This window comes from Enterobacter cloacae complex sp. ECL411 (assembly GCF_021869665.1).
Taxonomy (GTDB): Bacteria; Pseudomonadota; Gammaproteobacteria; order Enterobacterales; family Enterobacteriaceae; genus Enterobacter; species Enterobacter intestinihominis.
The window spans coordinates 3,526,877-3,544,496 of record NZ_CP091486.1; the positions used below are offsets into that span (position 1 = coordinate 3,526,877).

The window sequence follows — 17,620 nt, forward strand, 5'->3', positions numbered from 1 at the left end:
CGAAGGTAGCCTGTAGTAATGATTGTGAAGGCTGGAGTCGAACCAGCTTCCATCGGTGCGCTGCCGATTGGGTTACGCGCGCCTTGTGGCTACTTATCCAGAATATTCACCGCAAAACTATTCCCTAGCTCGCCGCTGAGCTTCATCACAATGGGGATCGCTTTGCCGCGCCAGGGAGGTGTGCCTGGTCTCACCGGGATGTCGTCACATACTCAAAGCGATTTCCATTGCCTAGAAACTAAAAAGCCACCCGAAGGTGGCTTGTTGTTCAGCGTTAGTGGGATACCCGCCTTCGCTTTAAGAGCAGCATTGTCATCCTTCAGGCGATCAACTTGATTTCTCAGTCGCTCGATTTCTTTCCCATTGTTATCAATGTCCCGCTGCTGACCTTTGATAATTTCTGTCTGGGAAGCCTGTACTTCTCTCGTAGCCTGTAGAGCCTTATCCATTTCGTCAACTTGGTTAACCAAGCGAGAGCCGAAAAAGCTAACTATTGCAATAGTTATCCCGACCATAATGGTCAGAGCCCATACTTTTGTTCCAGAAGCAGTATTTGAAGTTTCGTCTATAGACAGGCACCTTATCCAGATTAACACAACCCAACGTCTGCGCAGATCGTTAGTTCCAGGGCTATTCTATATGGATAAGGTGAGAAAAATCTTTAAAAATCAGATAGAGTGAGGTTGTTTGGTTATTTAACGAGCGAAAGCAGCCAAATTCCCCATACAGGGATTGCAAAAAAGGTCATTGTATAAACAATAGCTGGCTGTATTTTGTTCAAATTAAATTTCCTTAGTAGAGCCTTGAATGCGCTACAACTCCAACCTACCTAAAGATTCGACTTCGCACAAGAAGAAAAACACTACTTTTTTATCAAATTATCACGAATTTTAAATCCGCTTTTTTTACCTGAAAGGTAATCGATGGCGCGGCATTATACGTGCATATACAAAGTTATCAACAGGAAATGTAGCTTATTGATGGCAATTTGTGCCTTCCCTACTGACTTGTTGTAAGAAGTGCTATCAATCGTGAGCTGGCAGAAAAATGAAAATTCTTTGCCGATACCCTGGACATGCAACGCCCATCGTTAGAACCAAATTAACACAGTTTCCGGAAAAGTAAATAGCTCACTATAGAATAATGAGCTATTTTATCGATCGCTATTTTGTTATCTGTTTAAGCTGAGCCTCCGCCCACGCTTCCTCAATGTCAAATTTAGTGATCAGCTGGTCGTAGAACCGTTTAACGGACTTCTCCCAGGTGGCAACGGATATCGCATCGGTAATACGGCAAACAGCCGCATATGCCTCAGTCGAGGGGATACGCTCATATCCACGTCCGCCGCAACGCTTACAGTCGGCCAGAACCGGCACGCCCTGCTTTTCAGTGAGGACCTGATTCACTGCTTTACCGCGCCCGTGGCAGTCTTTACAGGCGCAACTGACAACTTTCTTACCTTTGCAGGCCGAACACAGAACCCGCACCACCTCTTTCACCTGGCGTTTAACTTCGAAATCACTAGGCGACTGCTTAAGGTCTTTTGCCCACTGTGGAAGCTTCATGGTGTAGTGCGATTTCATCGTGAAAACATCAGCCTCAATGAATCCCTGACCCGAGCAGCAGTCACACTGTTTCACGCTGGCGGCGCTGCGAGAATAATCTTCAAAAGCGAAGGCGGCCAACTGGTGCATCACCAGCGGCTTAACACTGTCGTCAAGCTTGCGCAGCGCCGCTACGCTATCGCATTTTGTCAGTGCATACTCTGCTAGAAGCTCGATCGCCCTCGCCCGGTCGTTGTAACTGATACCCATCTTTCCGAGGAAGGCACTGTATCCCATGCCAGCGCGTTCTTGGGTCATGCCCATGGCCGCCATAACATCCGTCCCGGTCAGTGAATCTGAAGCAGTGGCGCGCGGAGAGTCGCTAATAAGCGTCGACTTGGCGAAGTGGTATTTCACGGTGTTTTCGAGGTTCATTATGCGGCTCCTGCTGAATGATAGATGCGAACAAAATTACGAAGGATGCGGTAATCCACCAGCACCGATCCCCGGAAGCGGTAGATGCGAAGGCGCTGCCAGCGCGCGCGGAGTACCTCAAGCGTTTCTGGCTTCATGTGGCCTCCCCGATGATAATTTGCCCGGTTTCTCCCCAGATTTTGGTAACCCGCCCGTCCCAGACATGGCTATCTTCGTCAAACACCGCATCCAGTAGAGCCTTTTCCAGGTTGTCTTTGTCAGGCTTTTGCTGGTGAGGCCGGCCGACATATTGCGCCCGCTTTGTCTTACTCCAGCTCTTCGGCATGGGGATAACGAACGTGACGTGATATCCGGACTCTGGCAGATGGACACCCAGCAACCTGACCTGTTCTTTGTATGCCCAGTACGCTGCTGTTGCTGGCCGTTTATGCCATCGGTCGCGCTGAGTCATTCGGGGTTTGCCAATCGGCGTAATTTCGTAAATTTTCATGCGGGCACCACCAGCCCGCGGCGGGCAACTTCGATCACTGTCAGAACTATCGCGCGGTCCATAAGCTGCCGCCGCTCGTCCCGGTTAAGCTTATTCCCGTTATCAATGCTGTCATGACAACATACGCAGAGAGCTGCTGTCGCACAGTCATCGGTTTTTAATCCCATGCCTTTCCCTTCGTTCCGGTGTGCCACCTGCGTCCCCCATGCTCCACAAAGAACACAGCGCTCGATCTGCCCGACGGCGGCAAGCCATTTTTTGCTGCGATAAATTGCCATGCTCACCCCCATATCCGGTTTTGCCACCGGCGATTTATACGCGGTGGTTTATTGCCTTCAGGCAGCCGGGCGCTTACGGTCCAGGTGAGATAATCGGAGTTCAGGCTGCGCTCTACCTTCACGCCGCGGCGCTGGTATTCCGCCATGAGGTCTTCGGCCTGCTGGGTTGTGCAATCGGTATGATGGAACCAGGTCTTCTTCATTCCCGTCACCCCGCAAAGCTCATGAGTTGCGCAGCGGCGTTCTCCGCCTCGCGCTGGTCCCTGAATGCTTTGGATAATATCCAGCGCCAGAGGACATCAAGCGCGGCCTTGTACAGCTGCTGGAACTCAATTTCGTCCATGTTCGCGAATGAGATGCTGCGAGGATGTTTCTGAAGGGTGCCATCTGGAAGCTTTATGGCGTCGTAATGCCCGGCCTGAATCGTCACCCAGGCGCGGTATGCATCGAAGGATTTACAGAGACTGATCCCGTTTGTTACACGGCGGCTCGCAACCTGCTCAAGATAGTGCTCAGCGGCATCGAGCAGTGCGCCTTCGTTTCCGCCATAGGAAGCCAGGAATTTAGCGTAGCCGGTAACCAGCTTGCGCTCGTTGGAGGAGATTGCGCCGCCGGTAGGCTCCCAGTATTCGAAGCCCAGATTCAGCAGAGCGAAGAAGCGACGATGAAACGCAGGATTGCGTACCTGTTTGAAGTCGGCCACCAGCACGGCGCCGAGCTTGATTTTTGATTGCAGCAAATCGCTGGTCTCCGGCGTAGCCGGGATCAGGATCCCTGAGGACTGCTTAATGAGTTGTAACTGCGCCATGGTGTTCACTCCGTGGCGCATCGCGGTCAGGTTGCTGGTTGTTCAGGCCAGCTCAAGAATTATGATTGCGTACGTAGTGACAAGTCAATTTTTAGAAGCCATTTCCCTTACAACTTCCATAATGGTTTCTTTGGACCAGTAATGATCATCCCTGCTTAGTTTTCTGTGAGTTATGGAGCTATCTTTGGTGGAAATTATATAGCGCTCTTCCGCCCCCAACTTGAAGGACAGCAGCTCCCTTCCTTTCCCATCGGTTATGGTCACTCGCAGATCTGACTGAACTACACCCTCCACGGAATCCCCCTGAGCGACATACAGACGCGATTAGAAATTGTCGGCAGCAGCATCAAAGGGATTCGCAAATTGCGGTATTCTGAAAATGCGCGCTACCCCTGTGTACACCCTTAATAGAACCAGTCGTCTGCACTTTCCCAGGTTTCCTGAAGGATCCCTTCAACCGTCTTCTTCGCTTCCTTTGCCCCACCATAAACGCTTAATCCATCCGAACCAGCACGACGAACAACCAGACTGCAATCCTCGAACTGATTTCGGAGCCGTTTTAGCAGTTCTTTTTCCAGCGCTGGCATTGCTCCATCTGGAAGTTTCTTTGTGCGATCAATGGTTAATTCAACTTTCATGGTGGCCTCCTTTGCATATACTGTGTTTTTATACAGTACACCTACCTGGAAAAATGGTCAACGCAACAAGAGCACAAAATGCTAATTTTATGCCAGTAGGAAAAAATTAAACCCGCCGTAGCGGGTTGAATAATCAGATGATTTTAAGCTGCTATCTCTTTCGACTGGCAAAGTTCAGGAAGATTTGCCCTCACCAGCGCTTCGGCGAATGGCGGAGGAACAGCATTTCCACAACGCGCCACCTGCTTATCCTTCGCGTACTTCACGCCCCGGAAATCCTGGTCGATGATGTACCACTCCGGGAAGCCCTGCGCCCGGTATAGCTCATGCGGTTGCAGCATGCGCATGCCAATATCGACTATGCGATAAACCACCCCATCCAGCGTCACCAGGCCTGTGCTGTCCGGGCCACAATATTCACGCAGGAACTCCAGCGCCTGCTGCGCGCGCTGCTCGTCGTACCCGTCCACGGCAAGCATAGTTTTCACCTCCCCCACATGCGTGCCGCCAGCGGTAATTGTCGGCATTGGCTGGTCGGTGCGCTGCCCGTCCCGGCAGGTGCCACGCAGCTTCACCAGATGAGAGGTTACCGCAGCATGGTGATCGACGGTTGTCACAGAGTGCATCGGTTCGTCCATGCCCACGCCAGCGCCCTGGTAATTCCCGCCGTAGTGCTTCGCCAGGAACGCGCTCACAGTGGCGAATTTATTGCCTCCTGCCGTAACGGTACCCAACGGGTTATCCAGTTGCAGCACACGCGGCTCCTGCCCCGGGCGTTCGCCATAGCCCATCTGAATGAGTGTGGGCATCACCAGCTGCGATTTGCCGCCACCACCAGCAGTGATTGTCGCGCTGGGTTCGTCTGCCCGATGTCCTGTACTGGCGCCGAACTGCCGGACGATAACCGGTGCAACAACGCAGGCCCGGGACTGTTTCAGGATTGTATGCGCAGGCTTTTCCAGCGGGCGCGGCTTTGCCTGATATTCACTGCCGCCGTTACCAGCCAGGAAAGGTGTAAGCGCGGCTTCTACCATTCCCAGTGCATGCCCGTTGCCGCCCGGACGCTTCGATGTACCTGCGGTAATCGTCGGTACCGGTTCAGTGACTTCCTGCCCGGTGGCTCCCGTGCGGAACTTCGTCAGGTGCGGTACTGCGATTGCGTAGCCGTGTTTTTTTGTGATGGTCTGTAAAGGCTCATTCAGGCTCTGGCCTCTGAAACAGTCATAGCCCGAACGGGTGCTGGTGTGGTTACACTTCACGATAAACGGCGTCGGATTGTCCAGGACGAAACGCTGAATTCCCCGGGCGATCCGCTTCAGAGTGTTATCTGCCAGCGGCTTTTTACGGCCAAAAATTGACGGCGCGGCAATCGACCAGTCGATGCATTCAGCAGCTGTTCGCCACGGTGCCAGCTTGCCAGCCTGCACTGCTGGAGATTTCGGATCCCCGTGCGTTGGTTCCGGCCATACAATCGGCTTCCCATCACAACGCATAACCATGAAGAAACGCTTTCTGATCGTCGGGGCACCATAATCACAGGCACGAAGCTCGCGATACTCAACGGCATAGCCCAGGCCTTTTACCAGGCGTGCAGCCTCCTCGCTGTCCAACGAAATATTCAGAAATTCACAGCATTCCGCCAGCGCAGGATGATCCTCTGATATGCCAGTGGTCAGCATGCCAATGAATGCCTCAAAAGTTTCGCCAGCGCGGGTAGGATCCGGCCGCATTTCCCCGGCGAGCAGCGGCCCCCACGTTTTGAACTCTTCGACGTTCTCGAGTTTCATCACTCTCGGCTTAACATCCAGCCCCCAGCGCAGAACAACCCAGGCCAGTCCCCGAATAGCTTTTTCGACTGGTTTGGCACCCTTGGCTTTCGAAAAGTGACGGCAATCGGGGGAAAACCATGCCAGCGCAACCGGGCGTCCAGCGGTCGCAATCTTTGGCCGGACCTCGTAGACGGATTCGCAATAGTGCAACGTGTCCGGGTGGTTGGTGGTGTGCATCGCAACGGCGTTCGGGTCATGGTTGATTGCAATATCCACACTGCGCCCGATAGCCATTTCAATGCCTGTACTCGCCCCGCCGCCGCCAGCAAAGTTATCGACAATAATTTCTCTCACGCGTATTCCTCCATGGCGGCGGCCAGCGAACGGGCAGCAACGATAATCGACGGTACCGGCATTTTCTCAAGCCACATCCGGTTGATGTGATGTTTCAGGCGGCGCTGGTGGTGTGCCGGGAGATCCCCGGCGTTTTCAATCTGGCTGAAGACCATTTCAACTTCGGCAGGCCAGACGGTATCCTGCACGTCCACCAGCAGAAGGGTTTCCAGTTCGGTAACCCTTCTGCAAGCGTACTGGAGTAAAGGATCCACTATTTCACCTCCACATCGACACGGGCGATGGTACAGCTGGTTTCGATAGCTTCTTTCACCCAGCGACGGTAGGTTTCAGGGTGGAAGGTCTCATTCTTCCCGGTACCGCTCCAGAAGGCCTTTGAACTGATGTCTGGTAGTTTGATGGTTAGCGGTTTACCAATGTTGCCGCCGGCACCCTGAAGCATGGCGGTGTAAAGAGGTTGAACAGACCAGCCACACGCCATAGCATCTTCCGCATCCTCGTCATTGTGTGGCGTTGTCAGTGATACGTCATTTTCGCGTTCTGGATGAGTCCAAAGCCACGCCACAGGCTCAGCTTCGAGCATTGCCAGCGCCAGTTTCATTGCCTCCAGCGCCATGGCCGCATCTTCGTTTATAGCGCCGGGCACAGAATCGCGCTCTTCTTCAAGCTCCGCGATTGTCTTCTGGAGCCATTCGTTTAGGGTAGTGCTCATTGGGCGGCCTCCGCTAAAACTTCTGCAATCAAGCGCTTTGCAATCCATTTTCTTAAATTCTGTCGTGACGGCAGGCGCTGATATCTCCCGCCACGGCTATTTCGTTGCCCACGTTGAGCGTGCCAGCGCCGGCGGACGCCACAGCTAATGTTAGGCGGGAGTTCATTGATATCAGTTTTCATGCTCATGACTGCACTCCCTTGCGAAGCTCGTCGGCGAAGTTCTCAGCATCAGCAGCCATGCCAGCAGCCTCTTCAGACATCCTCATGCTTCGGCTACGCAAAGCCTGTTGTCGCTCTCGCTTATGTGCAGCAAACATCTCAACACCCTGCGCCCTCACTTCAGCTAGGAAAGCGTCGGTGGCCGGGGTTTGTCTACGTTGCATTACGAAATTTATCGCCTGCTTTAAGCCCGCATCAGGCCTCGTGGAGCCGTGTGTGTTGAATGCGTCCAAAGCCAACAGCATTGTTTCGCTGTCAGTTGCCGAGACTTTTTTCAGCCCCGCATTCTCCACAGCCAGCGCAGCGAGCTTGGCTTCCGATTCGGCAATTTTCTTACGCAAACCAGTTTCACAGCTATGCGCACCGCTGCGCCCCCTCTCAAAGGAGAAACCGCAGTCACAATAAAAAACGTTGTCTTTCTCGGTGATCATGCTGCCGCCTTGCTGTGTGAAAAACGTTTCAGGTCAAAGTCGATTGTTGCCCGCAGGTCACGGAAGATACCGCATCGCCCGTGGCGAACCAGGCCACCCTGCTCCACCGCTACGCGGAGATATTTCTCCGCTGTGGTCCGGTGCAGGCTGAACATCGCAACGACATCATTCGTGGTGATGCGCCCCTGCTCCTTCACCAGTTCGATAATTCGGTTGATGATCAGGGCGCGTTCTTTGTCGGTTTTCTTTCTGGCCATCGGTTATTCCCTCCCTGTCAGCTGCTGCACGAGATTTTTGTGGCGACCAATAACACGAACCGCGTCACGCAGTTTGGTCAGTTGCTCCAGCTTGTTTCTGGTACGGCGGATTTCGCGAGAAATGTCCCGCACCGCTGGTACCGCTTCGACTGCGGTGCGCCCTTCGGTGAACGAGGGGATTTCACTCACGATCTGTTCGACTGGTTTTGCTTCTTCCGGCGCGGCAGGTGCCTCCGGTACCGGTTCTTGCTTAACGGGTTCTGTAACAACAGCAAGGGACCAGGTAACGCCTTTGCCCTTCCCGTTCTTCACCACAACGCCCTGGCGCTCCAGCGCGCGAAGAACAGAGACCATTCCGCGGGCATTGCGATTGACGGCCGCAGCCAGCGAAACTGTCGTCATTGCCCCCTGCTCACGCAGCTGCTGTCGGACGACATCAGGATCAACGGGTTCCGGCTCCTCACCTTTCAGACGCGGGGCCGGATTCACAGGAGCCTTTAGCGTTGGCTGCTGAGGCTTACCTGTCACGGTACCGAGGAACCAGCCGCCATCGCCAAAATCGCACAACCCCTGATCACGCTGCTCACGTAACATGGTGAGCGCATCGACCGGGTCGATATCAAGACGGGCAGCAACTTCGCGGTATGTCGCCCGGCCCATTTTTTCCAGTGCTTGAATTACGGTTTCCATGTGATTGCCTCTCAAATCAGTCCAGCGTCTTTTCGCTGTTTGTATTTCGCCATTAGCATCTGCGCCGGAGTCGGGCCTCGATCCTGAGCTGGTGCGGTTAGTGCCCGGCGTACTGGTGGAACAGGTTTTCCATCAAGAACACGCATTTCCCAGTCGTGGAGTAGATCACCAGCAACGCGAACAAGTTCTTTCTCGCTGAGCTGGCCGTCAGTACCGCGTCTGCGCAGTTCCAGGCAAATGTGATAGAGCACGGGCTGGCTCCACGGGTATTGCTCACTGGTCGGGTAGCGAAAAACCAGCTTTCGCCAGCGCCAGTATTCGGACATGACATCGTCAACGGTGATACCGAGAGCGCCATTACCTTCCCGACACCATGCGATGAACTGACCTGGCGACGGCAGGAACGGGCGTTCCTGGCGACGTGCAATGCGCAGCCCGGCGTTTACCTGTTCCATGGTGGTGATCCCGTTTTCACGAAATGCCTGAGCCCACTGGCGGCGCAGTTCGTCAAACTCAGACTGGTCGCTGAAGCTATGCACGCTGGCCGGGAATGTTGCACGCAAGGCGCTAAACAGCGCGTTGAAGATTTCAGCGGTCTGCTCAGCGGGCGTGTCCTGCGCATCCGGCAATTCAGGCATGCCGCGTGCTATGCGCGCAAAATTTTCACGGTCTATGCTGACCATCTGCTCAGAAAGACTTTTCATCGAACACCCCGTTGATCCAGTCTGTGTTGTTGAAATCGACCTTGCCCTTGGCAGTGGTCTTCGTTGTCTGTCCACCGCTACGCAGGCGCTTGGTAGTTAGGTCGTCCCACTTCCTGCGCAGACTTGACGGGCTCAGGATGTTGTCTTTCCAGAAATCATCCTTGTTGGCCCACTTGAACAGATCGCAAATCTCGAAGTGCGTACGTTTGTCCTGGACGCGCATCAGGCGGATTGTGTTAGCCCATTCGACCCATTTCGGTTCGCTCAGGCTGGCATTGACCGTCAGGCGCAGGGAGTGTATCCAGCGAGCGGCTTTGAGATCGTCAGCAGTACCCCATGATTTTCCTGCCGGGGTGTAGATTCCGTCGGCAGCTTCAGGGTGACGAGAGAGGAATTTTTGAGTCGCCTCGTTTCGGGATTCTTCAGAATTCCGAGACGAAGAGATCTTATTATTTATATTGTTGTTATTATATTGTTGTTCATGATGCGCGGGGAATTGCGCGGTCTTATGCGCGGGTAAATGCGCGGCATGACCCTCGCAAGCCGCGCCACTACTGGCTTCGTCATGCGCGGTGATATGCTCGCCGTTATGCGCGGGGAATTGCGCGGGTAAATCGTCTATTTTTTGAGCATATTGCTCATAATTTGTGATGGTTATCACAGTGCCTTTTCGCTTCTCTCCAGAACGAGAAATCATTCCTTCGCGTTCGAAAACATCAAGCATCCTGTCCACGGCGTGACGACTACTCGGCTTCCCTTCCCGGTCGCATAATTTCAGCCCCAAATCGGCCGTTGTGGTTACCAGTTGTCCGGTTTGTAAGGGCCATTGACGGCCTTTAAAGTTCGCCGTGTAGGGCTGACGTGCAGCACCCAAAAGAAGGTTCTCCCACAACGTGCGCAGGAACACATCTTTCGCCCAGGGCTTCTTCAGTACGCTCCGGTACAACGGGATGAACCCGGTCTTCTGGTTCTCCATCCGGTTGCTCCTGATGGCACTACGTGCCGCAAAATCGGCATAAGCGACATTTGACATGCTATGCCCCTTTAGCCTGGTGTTTAGTACATGCGTTTGTCATAATGACCTCGCAATTACGTCCCGTTTTTGCACCCGAAAGCCGTTGGTGCCCCCTCACCGCGGCTTTCACCCTTTTAGAACAGCCCCTGCTGCTTACCGCGCTTGATGCGCTTCGACTCAAACCGATCTGCCGGCACTGTCTGTTTTTCTGCCCATAACTTCGCGTGACGCAAAACATCATCGAAAATTCTCCCCTTACGACTTGCCTGAGACATTCGCTTGTACATATCGACGGCCTGAAATGCCCCCCCCCTGCGCCACAGCTGCGGTGAAGCCCTGCCGGATAAGTTCTTCGCGAACGTGCTTTTCAATAAATTCGACATGATTCACTGCACACCTCACATGACGCCCGGGCCCATGACTGCGAGACCACTCAGAACCTGAACAACAGCCTCCCCAGGCAGAAGCGCCAGCAGGTGTTCAATGCCCTCCCTCACCTCTTTCACCAGCTGGTGCTGCGGCGCCCTCAGAATCACCGCGCGTTTCGCTTCGCCGATCTCCTTCTCCATCGCTGCATAGCGCGTCATAAAGCAGTCCTGAGGTACCAGACGTCCACGGAACTCAAGCGGTAGAACGGCGATGATCGCGGGCGACAGCTGGCTGATGTTTTTGCGCGCATACTCCGTATCACCATCGAGCCAGCGGAAGAGTTTCTGACGCTTACGGCTCAGGTCTTCGGGAAATTCCAGCCCGGCGCCGCCCTGTCGTTCCCACTCCTCAACGATGATCCAGGCAACGACATCCTGGTTATCCAGTGACGCAGCCCAGGCACGAACGGCGTCTCGGATCTGTTCGTGCTTATCTGCCGCGCCTGGCTGATTGCGATTTATCATCGCCCCCGGATGTAATCCGGTATTTTGTTGATATGAAATGGCGTGCATGTTCAGGACTCCTGTTTTGGCAGCCCGTCTGTGGGATTTGGATATGTCACAGGGTCGATTTCATGAGGTGTAACCTGCCACTCAAGAATCCGACAGAGTGGCAAAATACGACCGTGAGGTATCTTTCCTTTCCGAAGCCACTTACCGACGGCCTGTGAAGAAATGCCAAAGCATTCTCCAATGCCTACTTGCGTCATATGGCTACTGATTTTGTTTTTAAGTTGGTTATCCATTTGTTGACCTGCGTGTTCGTTTATGGTGGCAGGAGAATAACATTTAAAACTTTTGGTTCCAACAAAAATCAAACCAATAGTTCTGATGAACTATAAAACCATTGGTTGTAAAATGAAAATATGAATAAAACTCCTCACCCTGTGTTTGCCAAAAGAATCCATCAAGTGATGGAGGAAAACGGCTGGAGCATGGCTGATTTAGCCAGGCGCGTGATGCTTTCACATACCTCAGTGCGTAAATGGGCGAATGGTGCAGCAGCTGCAAGCGGCGATCGCCTTAAAAGGCTGTCAGCCGTAACTGGTAGGCCTGAGTACTGGTTCTTTATGGAACCGGGCACAGAAGGGGAGAATGGAGAAGAGCTTCCGACATTACCTCGCGTTCTTGATGAACAGGAACAAACCCTGTTATCTCTCTTTAATCAGTTGCCTGAAGCTGAAAAGCTCCGTTTGATCATCCACACCAGGGGTGTGGTGAAAGAAATGGACTTACTCAAGAATGATGTTTACGACATCATGAACGATCTCAAGAAATAGCCCCATTCCCGCCCAGTACAAAAACATGACACCTCTACGGTGTCTTTTTTTACCCCAAAATAGAACTTTGAGTTCCATTTAGGCTTTACTTATCGAACCTTTGGTTGTACTCTTCAGTTCATCGACAACAAGCGCACCGTTGTCAGGTGATAAACGTTCCGCCAGCCTGGCGACAAGGGCAAATGAGGAGAGGACCCATGAGAGGTAAATTTCGATTAACAACAATAACTGGCGATGATGATCGTGTTGTTGTGATTCACAGTAGAAGCGTTACCTACCTTGAATCCTACGATAGTGGGGCGGGCGGTGAGGTGGTGAGAATTGTTTTGAACAGCGGCCACTCAATTTATGCAAGCGGCTCGCTGGAAGATGTTATGACCGAGCTATATGGCCGATCTCTTAAAGGACAAGCGGCCGAACTTTACCGGTCTTCAGCTTGCTTTCTTCGGAAGCTTTTTCGGAAACAAGCTTGATGCATTCAGGCATCAGCTCCATGACCTTCGCCAACACTAAGGCCGGAGTGGTTGTTGAAGTTTCTTTTGAGGCAATCGAAAGCGCCAAATCGTAGGCAACTGAATCAATCGTGCGATTGCCTGAGATGAGTTTGAATTTCATGACATTTCCTTGTTTTGACTGTGGAAATGACAGAGTACCGAATTCCTTTGACTGTGGAAAGCAAGGAACCCGCGCCGCCTGAGCGGGTTAACAAAACAGGCACTACTTAAGGGGATTGAGATGAAAGCTAATCCAGCAGTACCAAACAGCGGTCGCGCCGTTCAAATGCGCAACCAACGTACCGGCGCAGCATGGCTGGTTTCTTTTAACTACAGCGAAGGCACTTACTGGCATGAGCCGCAGGGCAATCTGCGCCACATTCGCCGCCCTTATGCCTCTCGCAGCATGGAGCCGCATCTGGTTCCCGCCGGAACGGGGCTGCACTGATGGGTTCGTTATTCGCACTCGTCCTGACCATCAGCATGACCAATGGTGAATTTCAGGATGTTGTTCTCGATGTTTACGACGACCAGCAGCAATGCGAGCAGGCAGCCATTGACCAGAAGGTGTCAGGTAACTGCTATCCAGTTGAAAGGATCGTCCGCAACGAAGAAGTACCAGCGGAAACCACAGTTAAGTTCTGAGGAGATGATGATGCAGACCGAATGCGGATACTGCGGCAAACCGGTTAAACCCGAGGAGGTGGTCAAAAGCACCCTTCTCTATCGCAACGGCTCACTGCTTGCGCGCAAAGAGAAAGAGTACTGTTCCAGACGTTGCGCTTCGCACGACCAGATGGCTCACGAAGGCTAACGTAAAACCCGCGCAAGGCGGGATCTACGTCCGGTGGTACCGACCAAAGTTACACCGGAATTTATACCAAACCAAAAAAGACACCCAATGGGCGCTATCAATGGCCCGGGGATTCTAACACCCAAAAATGAGGATCTCACATGGAATTCTTTTATGTGGTCAAGGCCACTCAGAAATCCGGTAAGCAAGATGCAGTGATTTGGTTCACTGCAAAATCCGAAGCGCGCGCTGCGCTGACGCTCGATGTTGAGCTGGAAGACGCAGGCATCGAAACGGGTCGCGGTAAGGACTACACCAAACCGATTCGCACTGATTTCCCGGTGTACAACGACCTGCCAGAAGAAGGCGACGTTGATTTCACCTGGTGCGATCGTTATGAACTGGCCGAAGACCAGCGCACCTGGAATGTTAAACAACAGGCTGAAGATGAGTCTGTCGACGACGCAGATATTGAAGACAGCACCGCAGAAGAATCTCAGCAGTCAGAGCAGCCGAACCTGATCGTCGTTGCCACCCTGCCATTCCGTCAGCGTGTACTGGCTCAGTTCATCGGTGATGGTGAATATCTCTATCACGTCGACGCTGGGCAGAAAAACGAGATTGTCCGCCTTGAGATGGACACTGATGACGCGTACGCCCAAAACCTGCTGCTGGCTGCTGAGAATGTGGAAGCATTCAAAAAAGCCATTGAGCACGATATCCATAAAGTCGTGAATGCCGTTAAGAAAGCCTTCCCTGTCGACGGTAAAAAACCGGAACTGGCAACAGTTATCCAGTTCCTGACGGTGTGGTTCAAAACTGATTACATCGACCGTGGCATCCTGGCGCGCGAATGGGCCGCCGGTAACCGCATCAGCAATGTTCAGCGCACCGATTCCGGTACCAACGCCGACGGCGGATATGTCACTGATCGTGGCGAAGGCGCACACCATACGCTTGATTCTCTTGATCTTGAAATTGCCTGCGCCCTGCTTCCCATGGATTTCAACCCACACGAAATACCAGGCAGCGTTCTGCGCCGCGCGAAGGAAATTGTCGCTAAAAAAGAGGAGCCGTGGAAATCATGGAGCAGCATTCTGCGCAACCAGCCCGGCGTTCTGGCGGTTAACCGGACGGCAATTTTTAACCTGGTGCGTATCGCTCCTGAGAACATCCACAAGACGCCTGCTGCTCACTTGGAATTTGTTAATCGAACGATGACAACAAATTTCAATTCGACAACAGAGTTAATGCCGCTGCCTTCTGCCGCTCCAGGTATTTCACGTGAAAACGTGGACAAGCAGCTGGCAGCCGAACGTGGTGAGTTTGTCGAGGGTATTAGCGACCCAACAGATCCGAAATGGGAAATAACCCAGCGTGTGGCCACCACTACTCACGAAGAGAATTTACAACGGATTCGTGAAGAAGGTGCGCGCCGCCGCGCCGAGGAAGCGAAAGGACAACCGAAAATCACAAGTATGGGCAACGGCATATTTTCCATTGATGCCCTGCTCAACCAAAACGCCTCAAATGAAGCCGAAAAAACGGAAAACGCAGCGGAGACCACCAGCGATGTGCAGATGGAAACGACTCAGCCAGAGAAAGTCGAAAATACTGATCCGGTACAACCAGGCGAAGGCGCTGATGCAGCTGATACGCAAGCAGTTACCGTAGTTCCGGCAGAGCTACTGGCCGCAGCCGCACCAAGCCTCACTAACCAGGAGCAGGCTGGTGTTCACCAAAAAACAGATTCTGTCAGCCAGGAAGAGCCAGAACCTACTCAAAGCGAACCAGAATCGGTACAAAACGAACCAGAAGTGCATCAGGAAGAACCAGCTGTTGAATATCCTGCTTATTTCGAGCCAGGCCGCTATGAAGGTCTTCCGAACGAGGTTTACCACGCTGCCAACGGCATCAGCTCAACCCAGGTGAAAGATGCGCGCGTATCGCTGATGTACTTCAATGCGCGCCACGTTGAGAAAACCATCGTCAAAGAGCGTTCCGCAGTGCTGGACATGGGCAACTTAGTGCATGCGCTGGCGTTGCAGCCTGAACAGCTGGACGCAGAATTCAGCATTGAACCGGCTATCCCGGAAGGCGCATTCACAACAGCCGCGACCCTGCGCGCCTTTATCGATGAGTACAACGCCAGCCTGCCGGCGCTGCTGTCTGCCGACGACATCAAGGTATTACTGGAAGAGTACAACGCCACCCTCCCCGCGCAGGTGCCGCTGGGCGCTAACCTGGAAGAAACGGCGCAGAACTATATGGCACTGCCAGCTGACTTCCAGCGTATTGACGCAGACCAGAAGCAGACCGCCAACGCGATGAAAGCCTGCATCAAAGAGTACAACGCCACCCTGCCCCCGCAGGTGAAAACCAGCGGTAGCCGTGACGCGCTGCTCGAGCAGTTAGCGATCATCAACCCTGACATGGTGGCGCAGGAAGCGCAGAAGCCACAGCCGCTGAAAGTTTCTGGCACCAAGTCCGATCTAATTCAGGCCGTGAAAGCAGTCAAACCAGATGCTGTTTTTGCCGACGAGCTGCTGGATGCCTGGCGCGAGAATCCGGAAGGAAAAGTGCTGGTCACCCGCCAGCAGCTGAGCACCGCGCTGAATATTCAAAAAGCGCTTCTGGCTCACCCGACCGCCGGCATGCTGCTGACCCACCCGGGCCGCGCCGTCGAGGTGAGTTACTTCGGCTTTGACGAGGAGACGGGCCTGGAAGTTCGTGTGCGCCCTGACCTTGAGATCGACCTGGACGGTGTGCGTATCGGCGCAGACCTGAAAACTATCAGCATGTGGAACGTAAAGCAGGAAAGCCTGCGCGCCAGACTGCACCGGGAAATCATTGACCGCGACTACCACCTGAGCGCGGCCATGTACTGCGAAACCGCGGCGCTGGACCAATTCTTCTGGATTTTCGTCAACAAAGACGAGAACTACCACTGGATCGCCATCATCGAGGCATCCGCTGAACTGCTGGAGCTGGGCATGCTCGAGTACCGCAAAGCGATGCGCGCTATCGCAACCGGATTCGACACAGGTGAATGGCCAGCACCAATCACTGCCGACTACACCGACGAACTGAACGACTTCGACCTGCGCCGCCTCGAAGCGCTGCGTACACAGGCATAAGGGGAATGATGATGGAAAACATGAATATCGTAACTGCTGAGCAGCAAGCTCCTAACACTATCTCTGCCAGCAACTCAATTTTCAACGTTCAGGCATTGGGTCAGTTGCAGGCTTTCGCCGGGCTGATGGCCCAGTCTGTCGTTACAGTACCTGCTCACCTGGCAGGTAAGCCTGCGGATTGCATGGCGATTGTTATGCAAGCCATGCAGTGGGGCATGAACCCTTACGCGGTGGCGCAAAAAACTCACCTCGTCAACGGCCAGTTGGGTTACGAAGCGCAGCTTGTTAACGCTGTAATTACCAGTTCCAGTGCCATTCATGGCCGTTTTCATTATCGCTACGGCGGCGACTGGGAACGTTGCACCAAAACCAAAGAAGTGACCCGTGAAAAAATGGGTAAGAATGGTAAGTACACCGTGACCGAACGCGTTCGCGACTGGACTGATGAAGACGAAGAAGGACTCTATGTTGAAGTCGGAGCCATTCTTCGTGGGGAAAGTGAAATCACCTGGGATAAACCTCTTTACCTGTCGCAGGTGGTTACTCGAAATTCGCCGCTGTGGGTTTCAAAGCCGGACCAGCAAATAGCCTACCTCGGCGTGAAATATTGGGCGCGCTTGTACTGCCCACACGTGATCCTAGGCGTTTACACGCCTGATGAGATTGAGCAGCCCACCGAAAGGGAAATTAACCCGGCACCAGTTCAGAAAATGAGCCTGGCTGATATCAAAGGTGAAAATGTAGTAAACACGCAGGATCCTCAGGAGCCATCTGTAAATATCGACACCCTAGCCCAGGATTTCCGCGACCGCATTGAAGCCGCTCAGGATGTGGATAGCGCCAAAGCGGTCCGTGCAGACATCGAAACGGCTAAAGCGACGCTTGGATCCGCACTGTTCACCGAGCTGAAAAACAAAGCCGTTAAGCGATACTACCTGGTCGATGCACGTAACAAGGTGGAAGCGGCGATCAACTCCCTACCTTCTCCGGAAGAACCAGACGCGACAGAGCGATTCGCGGAAGCCGAGCGTGTGCTCGCATCTTCAAAGCGTCACCTGGGCGAAGAGCTGCACGATCAGTTCAGCATCACCCTGGCGGACATGAAACCGGAATACGTGGACTAAGGGAGGCGGGAGGGTCCG

At 53.3% G+C, this 17,620-nt stretch carries 25 protein-coding genes and 1 pseudogene; 6 read left to right on the plus strand and 20 right to left on the minus strand.

The features are described from left to right. Nucleotides 1-212 precede the first annotated feature (212 nt). The 19 genes from L3069_RS16760 to L3069_RS16850 form a co-directional block, all read right to left on the minus strand. Complete coding sequence (locus L3069_RS16760; RefSeq protein ID WP_151548461.1) at nucleotides 213-596, minus strand: hypothetical protein; 384 nt, start codon at nucleotides 594-596, stop codon at nucleotides 213-215. Nucleotides 597-1,163: 567 nt separating this feature from the next. Continuing rightward, a complete protein-coding gene (locus L3069_RS16765; RefSeq protein WP_039270106.1) occupies nucleotides 1,164-1,979 on the minus strand; it encodes an antitermination protein in 816 nt (271 codons plus the stop codon). Then, nucleotides 1,979-2,116: a YlcG family protein gene (locus L3069_RS16770; protein WP_039270104.1), complete on the minus strand. Its 138-nt coding sequence runs from the start codon at nucleotides 2,114-2,116 to the stop codon at nucleotides 1,979-1,981. Before L3069_RS16770 ends, L3069_RS16765 begins: the two co-directional genes overlap by 1 nt. Further along, nucleotides 2,113-2,469, minus strand: coding sequence for a RusA family crossover junction endodeoxyribonuclease (locus tag L3069_RS16775; RefSeq protein WP_039270102.1), 357 nt, complete (start codon nucleotides 2,467-2,469; stop codon nucleotides 2,113-2,115). Before L3069_RS16775 ends, L3069_RS16770 begins: the two co-directional genes overlap by 4 nt. Further along, on the minus strand, nucleotides 2,466-2,747 hold the full coding sequence (locus tag L3069_RS16780; RefSeq protein WP_017692886.1) for a hypothetical protein: 282 nt from the start codon (nucleotides 2,745-2,747) through the stop codon (nucleotides 2,466-2,468). The genes L3069_RS16775 and L3069_RS16780 overlap by 4 nt, the downstream gene beginning before the upstream one ends. Before the next feature lie 2 nt (nucleotides 2,748-2,749). Beyond that, the gene (locus L3069_RS16785; protein ID WP_039270100.1) at nucleotides 2,750-2,950 is read right to left on the minus strand and encodes a hypothetical protein; all 201 of its coding nucleotides are present in this window, start codon (nucleotides 2,948-2,950) and stop codon (nucleotides 2,750-2,752) included. 5 nt (nucleotides 2,951-2,955) lie between these two features. Beyond that, the gene (locus L3069_RS16790) at nucleotides 2,956-3,555 is read right to left on the minus strand and encodes a DUF1367 family protein (RefSeq protein WP_017693509.1); all 600 of its coding nucleotides are present in this window, start codon (nucleotides 3,553-3,555) and stop codon (nucleotides 2,956-2,958) included. Nucleotides 3,556-3,959: 404 nt separating this feature from the next. Further along, entirely contained in the window at nucleotides 3,960-4,193 is a 234-nt protein-coding gene (locus L3069_RS16795; RefSeq protein WP_006811588.1) for a DinI family protein, read from the minus strand. Between the two features lie 143 nt (nucleotides 4,194-4,336). Further along, nucleotides 4,337-6,316: a DNA cytosine methyltransferase gene (locus L3069_RS16800; protein ID WP_039270096.1), complete on the minus strand. Its 1,980-nt coding sequence runs from the start codon at nucleotides 6,314-6,316 to the stop codon at nucleotides 4,337-4,339. Further along, nucleotides 6,313-6,570 (minus strand): hypothetical protein, encoded by a 258-nt coding sequence (locus L3069_RS16805; RefSeq protein WP_039270094.1) that lies wholly within the window; start codon nucleotides 6,568-6,570, stop codon nucleotides 6,313-6,315. Before L3069_RS16805 ends, L3069_RS16800 begins: the two co-directional genes overlap by 4 nt. Continuing rightward, on the minus strand, nucleotides 6,570-7,028 hold the full coding sequence (locus L3069_RS16810; RefSeq protein ID WP_053337476.1) for a hypothetical protein: 459 nt from the start codon (nucleotides 7,026-7,028) through the stop codon (nucleotides 6,570-6,572). The genes L3069_RS16805 and L3069_RS16810 overlap by 1 nt, the downstream gene beginning before the upstream one ends. Before the next feature lie 184 nt (nucleotides 7,029-7,212). Next, nucleotides 7,213-7,680, minus strand: coding sequence for a hypothetical protein (locus L3069_RS16815; protein ID WP_053337477.1), 468 nt, complete (start codon nucleotides 7,678-7,680; stop codon nucleotides 7,213-7,215). Then, nucleotides 7,677-7,937 carry a DUF977 family protein gene (locus L3069_RS16820; RefSeq protein WP_039270092.1) on the minus strand — a complete coding sequence of 87 codons (261 nt, stop codon included), beginning with the start codon at nucleotides 7,935-7,937 and terminating at the stop codon, nucleotides 7,677-7,679. Before L3069_RS16820 ends, L3069_RS16815 begins: the two co-directional genes overlap by 4 nt. A gap of 3 nt (nucleotides 7,938-7,940) precedes the next feature. After that, nucleotides 7,941-8,627 carry a DUF1627 domain-containing protein gene (locus L3069_RS16825; protein ID WP_039270089.1) on the minus strand — a complete coding sequence of 229 codons (687 nt, stop codon included), beginning with the start codon at nucleotides 8,625-8,627 and terminating at the stop codon, nucleotides 7,941-7,943. An 11-nt stretch (nucleotides 8,628-8,638) separates the two neighbouring features. Then, nucleotides 8,639-9,331, minus strand: coding sequence for a replication protein P (locus L3069_RS16830; protein WP_039270087.1), 693 nt, complete (start codon nucleotides 9,329-9,331; stop codon nucleotides 8,639-8,641). Continuing rightward, nucleotides 9,315-10,307, minus strand: a complete 993-nt coding sequence (locus L3069_RS16835; protein WP_039270085.1) for a replication protein — start codon at nucleotides 10,305-10,307, stop codon at nucleotides 9,315-9,317. Before L3069_RS16835 ends, L3069_RS16830 begins: the two co-directional genes overlap by 17 nt. A gap of 173 nt (nucleotides 10,308-10,480) precedes the next feature. Then, a complete protein-coding gene (locus L3069_RS16840) occupies nucleotides 10,481-10,729 on the minus strand; it encodes a hypothetical protein (RefSeq protein WP_032665960.1) in 249 nt (82 codons plus the stop codon). 15 nt (nucleotides 10,730-10,744) lie between these two features. Continuing rightward, nucleotides 10,745-11,287: a toxin YdaT domain-containing protein gene (locus L3069_RS16845; RefSeq protein WP_039270083.1), complete on the minus strand. Its 543-nt coding sequence runs from the start codon at nucleotides 11,285-11,287 to the stop codon at nucleotides 10,745-10,747. A 2-nt stretch (nucleotides 11,288-11,289) separates the two neighbouring features. Next, on the minus strand, nucleotides 11,290-11,520 hold the full coding sequence (locus L3069_RS16850; RefSeq protein WP_236901890.1) for a helix-turn-helix domain-containing protein: 231 nt from the start codon (nucleotides 11,518-11,520) through the stop codon (nucleotides 11,290-11,292). Between the two features lie 120 nt (nucleotides 11,521-11,640). Between L3069_RS16850 and L3069_RS16855 the strand changes: the two genes are divergently transcribed. Then, nucleotides 11,641-12,054, plus strand: a complete 414-nt coding sequence (locus L3069_RS16855; protein WP_017693529.1) for a helix-turn-helix domain-containing protein — start codon at nucleotides 11,641-11,643, stop codon at nucleotides 12,052-12,054. Nucleotides 12,055-12,453: 399 nt separating this feature from the next. Here the strand turns inward: L3069_RS16855 and L3069_RS16860 are convergent, their stop codons facing one another. Next, nucleotides 12,454-12,669, minus strand: coding sequence for a hypothetical protein (locus L3069_RS16860; RefSeq protein WP_039270078.1), 216 nt, complete (start codon nucleotides 12,667-12,669; stop codon nucleotides 12,454-12,456). Between the two features lie 120 nt (nucleotides 12,670-12,789). On the opposite strand from L3069_RS16860, the gene L3069_RS16865 reads away from it, so the two are divergent. From L3069_RS16865 to L3069_RS16885, 5 genes and pseudogenes are all read left to right on the plus strand, one after another. Beyond that, nucleotides 12,790-12,996 carry a hypothetical protein gene (locus L3069_RS16865; protein ID WP_039270076.1) on the plus strand — a complete coding sequence of 69 codons (207 nt, stop codon included), beginning with the start codon at nucleotides 12,790-12,792 and terminating at the stop codon, nucleotides 12,994-12,996. Next, the gene (locus L3069_RS16870; RefSeq protein WP_039270074.1) at nucleotides 12,996-13,193 is read left to right on the plus strand and encodes a DUF1482 family protein; all 198 of its coding nucleotides are present in this window, start codon (nucleotides 12,996-12,998) and stop codon (nucleotides 13,191-13,193) included. Before L3069_RS16865 ends, L3069_RS16870 begins: the two co-directional genes overlap by 1 nt. A 7-nt stretch (nucleotides 13,194-13,200) precedes the next feature. Next, nucleotides 13,201-13,362, plus strand: coding sequence for a YdaE family protein (locus tag L3069_RS16875; protein WP_039270072.1), 162 nt, complete (start codon nucleotides 13,201-13,203; stop codon nucleotides 13,360-13,362). Between the two features lie 140 nt (nucleotides 13,363-13,502). Next, nucleotides 13,503-16,478, plus strand: a complete 2,976-nt coding sequence (locus tag L3069_RS16880) for a RecE family exodeoxyribonuclease (RefSeq protein ID WP_039270070.1) — start codon at nucleotides 13,503-13,505, stop codon at nucleotides 16,476-16,478. After that, a pseudogene (locus tag L3069_RS16885) lies at nucleotides 16,444-17,602 on the plus strand (RecT family recombinase); the annotation flags it as partial. The gene L3069_RS16880 and the pseudogene L3069_RS16885, both read left to right, overlap by 35 nt. Nucleotides 17,603-17,620 lie beyond the last annotated feature (18 nt).

Bases quoted from the DNA above. Each gene is read 5' to 3' on its own strand.
- L3069_RS16765 (WP_039270106.1), bottom strand. From the start codon at position 1,979: ATGAACCTCGAAAACACCGTGAAATACCACTTCGCCAAGTCGACGCTT.
- L3069_RS16770 (WP_039270104.1), bottom strand. From the start codon at position 2,116: ATGAAGCCAGAAACGCTTGAGGTACTCCGCGCGCGCTGGCAGCGCCTT.
- L3069_RS16775 (WP_039270102.1), bottom strand. From the start codon at position 2,469: ATGAAAATTTACGAAATTACGCCGATTGGCAAACCCCGAATGACTCAG.
- L3069_RS16780 (WP_017692886.1), bottom strand. From the start codon at position 2,747: ATGGCAATTTATCGCAGCAAAAAATGGCTTGCCGCCGTCGGGCAGATC.
- L3069_RS16785 (WP_039270100.1), bottom strand. From the start codon at position 2,950: ATGAAGAAGACCTGGTTCCATCATACCGATTGCACAACCCAGCAGGCC.
- L3069_RS16790 (WP_017693509.1), bottom strand. From the start codon at position 3,555: ATGGCGCAGTTACAACTCATTAAGCAGTCCTCAGGGATCCTGATCCCG.
- L3069_RS16795 (WP_006811588.1), bottom strand. From the start codon at position 4,193: ATGAAAGTTGAATTAACCATTGATCGCACAAAGAAACTTCCAGATGGA.
- L3069_RS16810 (WP_053337476.1), bottom strand. From the start codon at position 7,028: ATGAGCACTACCCTAAACGAATGGCTCCAGAAGACAATCGCGGAGCTT.
- L3069_RS16815 (WP_053337477.1), bottom strand. From the start codon at position 7,680: ATGATCACCGAGAAAGACAACGTTTTTTATTGTGACTGCGGTTTCTCC.
- L3069_RS16820 (WP_039270092.1), bottom strand. From the start codon at position 7,937: ATGGCCAGAAAGAAAACCGACAAAGAACGCGCCCTGATCATCAACCGA.
- L3069_RS16825 (WP_039270089.1), bottom strand. From the start codon at position 8,627: ATGGAAACCGTAATTCAAGCACTGGAAAAAATGGGCCGGGCGACATAC.
- L3069_RS16830 (WP_039270087.1), bottom strand. From the start codon at position 9,331: ATGAAAAGTCTTTCTGAGCAGATGGTCAGCATAGACCGTGAAAATTTT.
- L3069_RS16835 (WP_039270085.1), bottom strand. From the start codon at position 10,307: ATGGAGAACCAGAAGACCGGGTTCATCCCGTTGTACCGGAGCGTACTG.
- L3069_RS16840 (WP_032665960.1), bottom strand. From the start codon at position 10,729: ATGTCGAATTTATTGAAAAGCACGTTCGCGAAGAACTTATCCGGCAGG.
- L3069_RS16845 (WP_039270083.1), bottom strand. From the start codon at position 11,287: ATGCACGCCATTTCATATCAACAAAATACCGGATTACATCCGGGGGCG.
- L3069_RS16850 (WP_236901890.1), bottom strand. From the start codon at position 11,520: ATGGATAACCAACTTAAAAACAAAATCAGTAGCCATATGACGCAAGTA.
- L3069_RS16855 (WP_017693529.1), top strand. From the start codon at position 11,641: ATGAATAAAACTCCTCACCCTGTGTTTGCCAAAAGAATCCATCAAGTG.
- L3069_RS16860 (WP_039270078.1), bottom strand. From the start codon at position 12,669: ATGAAATTCAAACTCATCTCAGGCAATCGCACGATTGATTCAGTTGCC.
- L3069_RS16865 (WP_039270076.1), top strand. From the start codon at position 12,790: ATGAAAGCTAATCCAGCAGTACCAAACAGCGGTCGCGCCGTTCAAATG.
- L3069_RS16870 (WP_039270074.1), top strand. From the start codon at position 12,996: ATGGGTTCGTTATTCGCACTCGTCCTGACCATCAGCATGACCAATGGT.
- L3069_RS16875 (WP_039270072.1), top strand. From the start codon at position 13,201: ATGATGCAGACCGAATGCGGATACTGCGGCAAACCGGTTAAACCCGAG.
- L3069_RS16880 (WP_039270070.1), top strand. From the start codon at position 13,503: ATGGAATTCTTTTATGTGGTCAAGGCCACTCAGAAATCCGGTAAGCAA.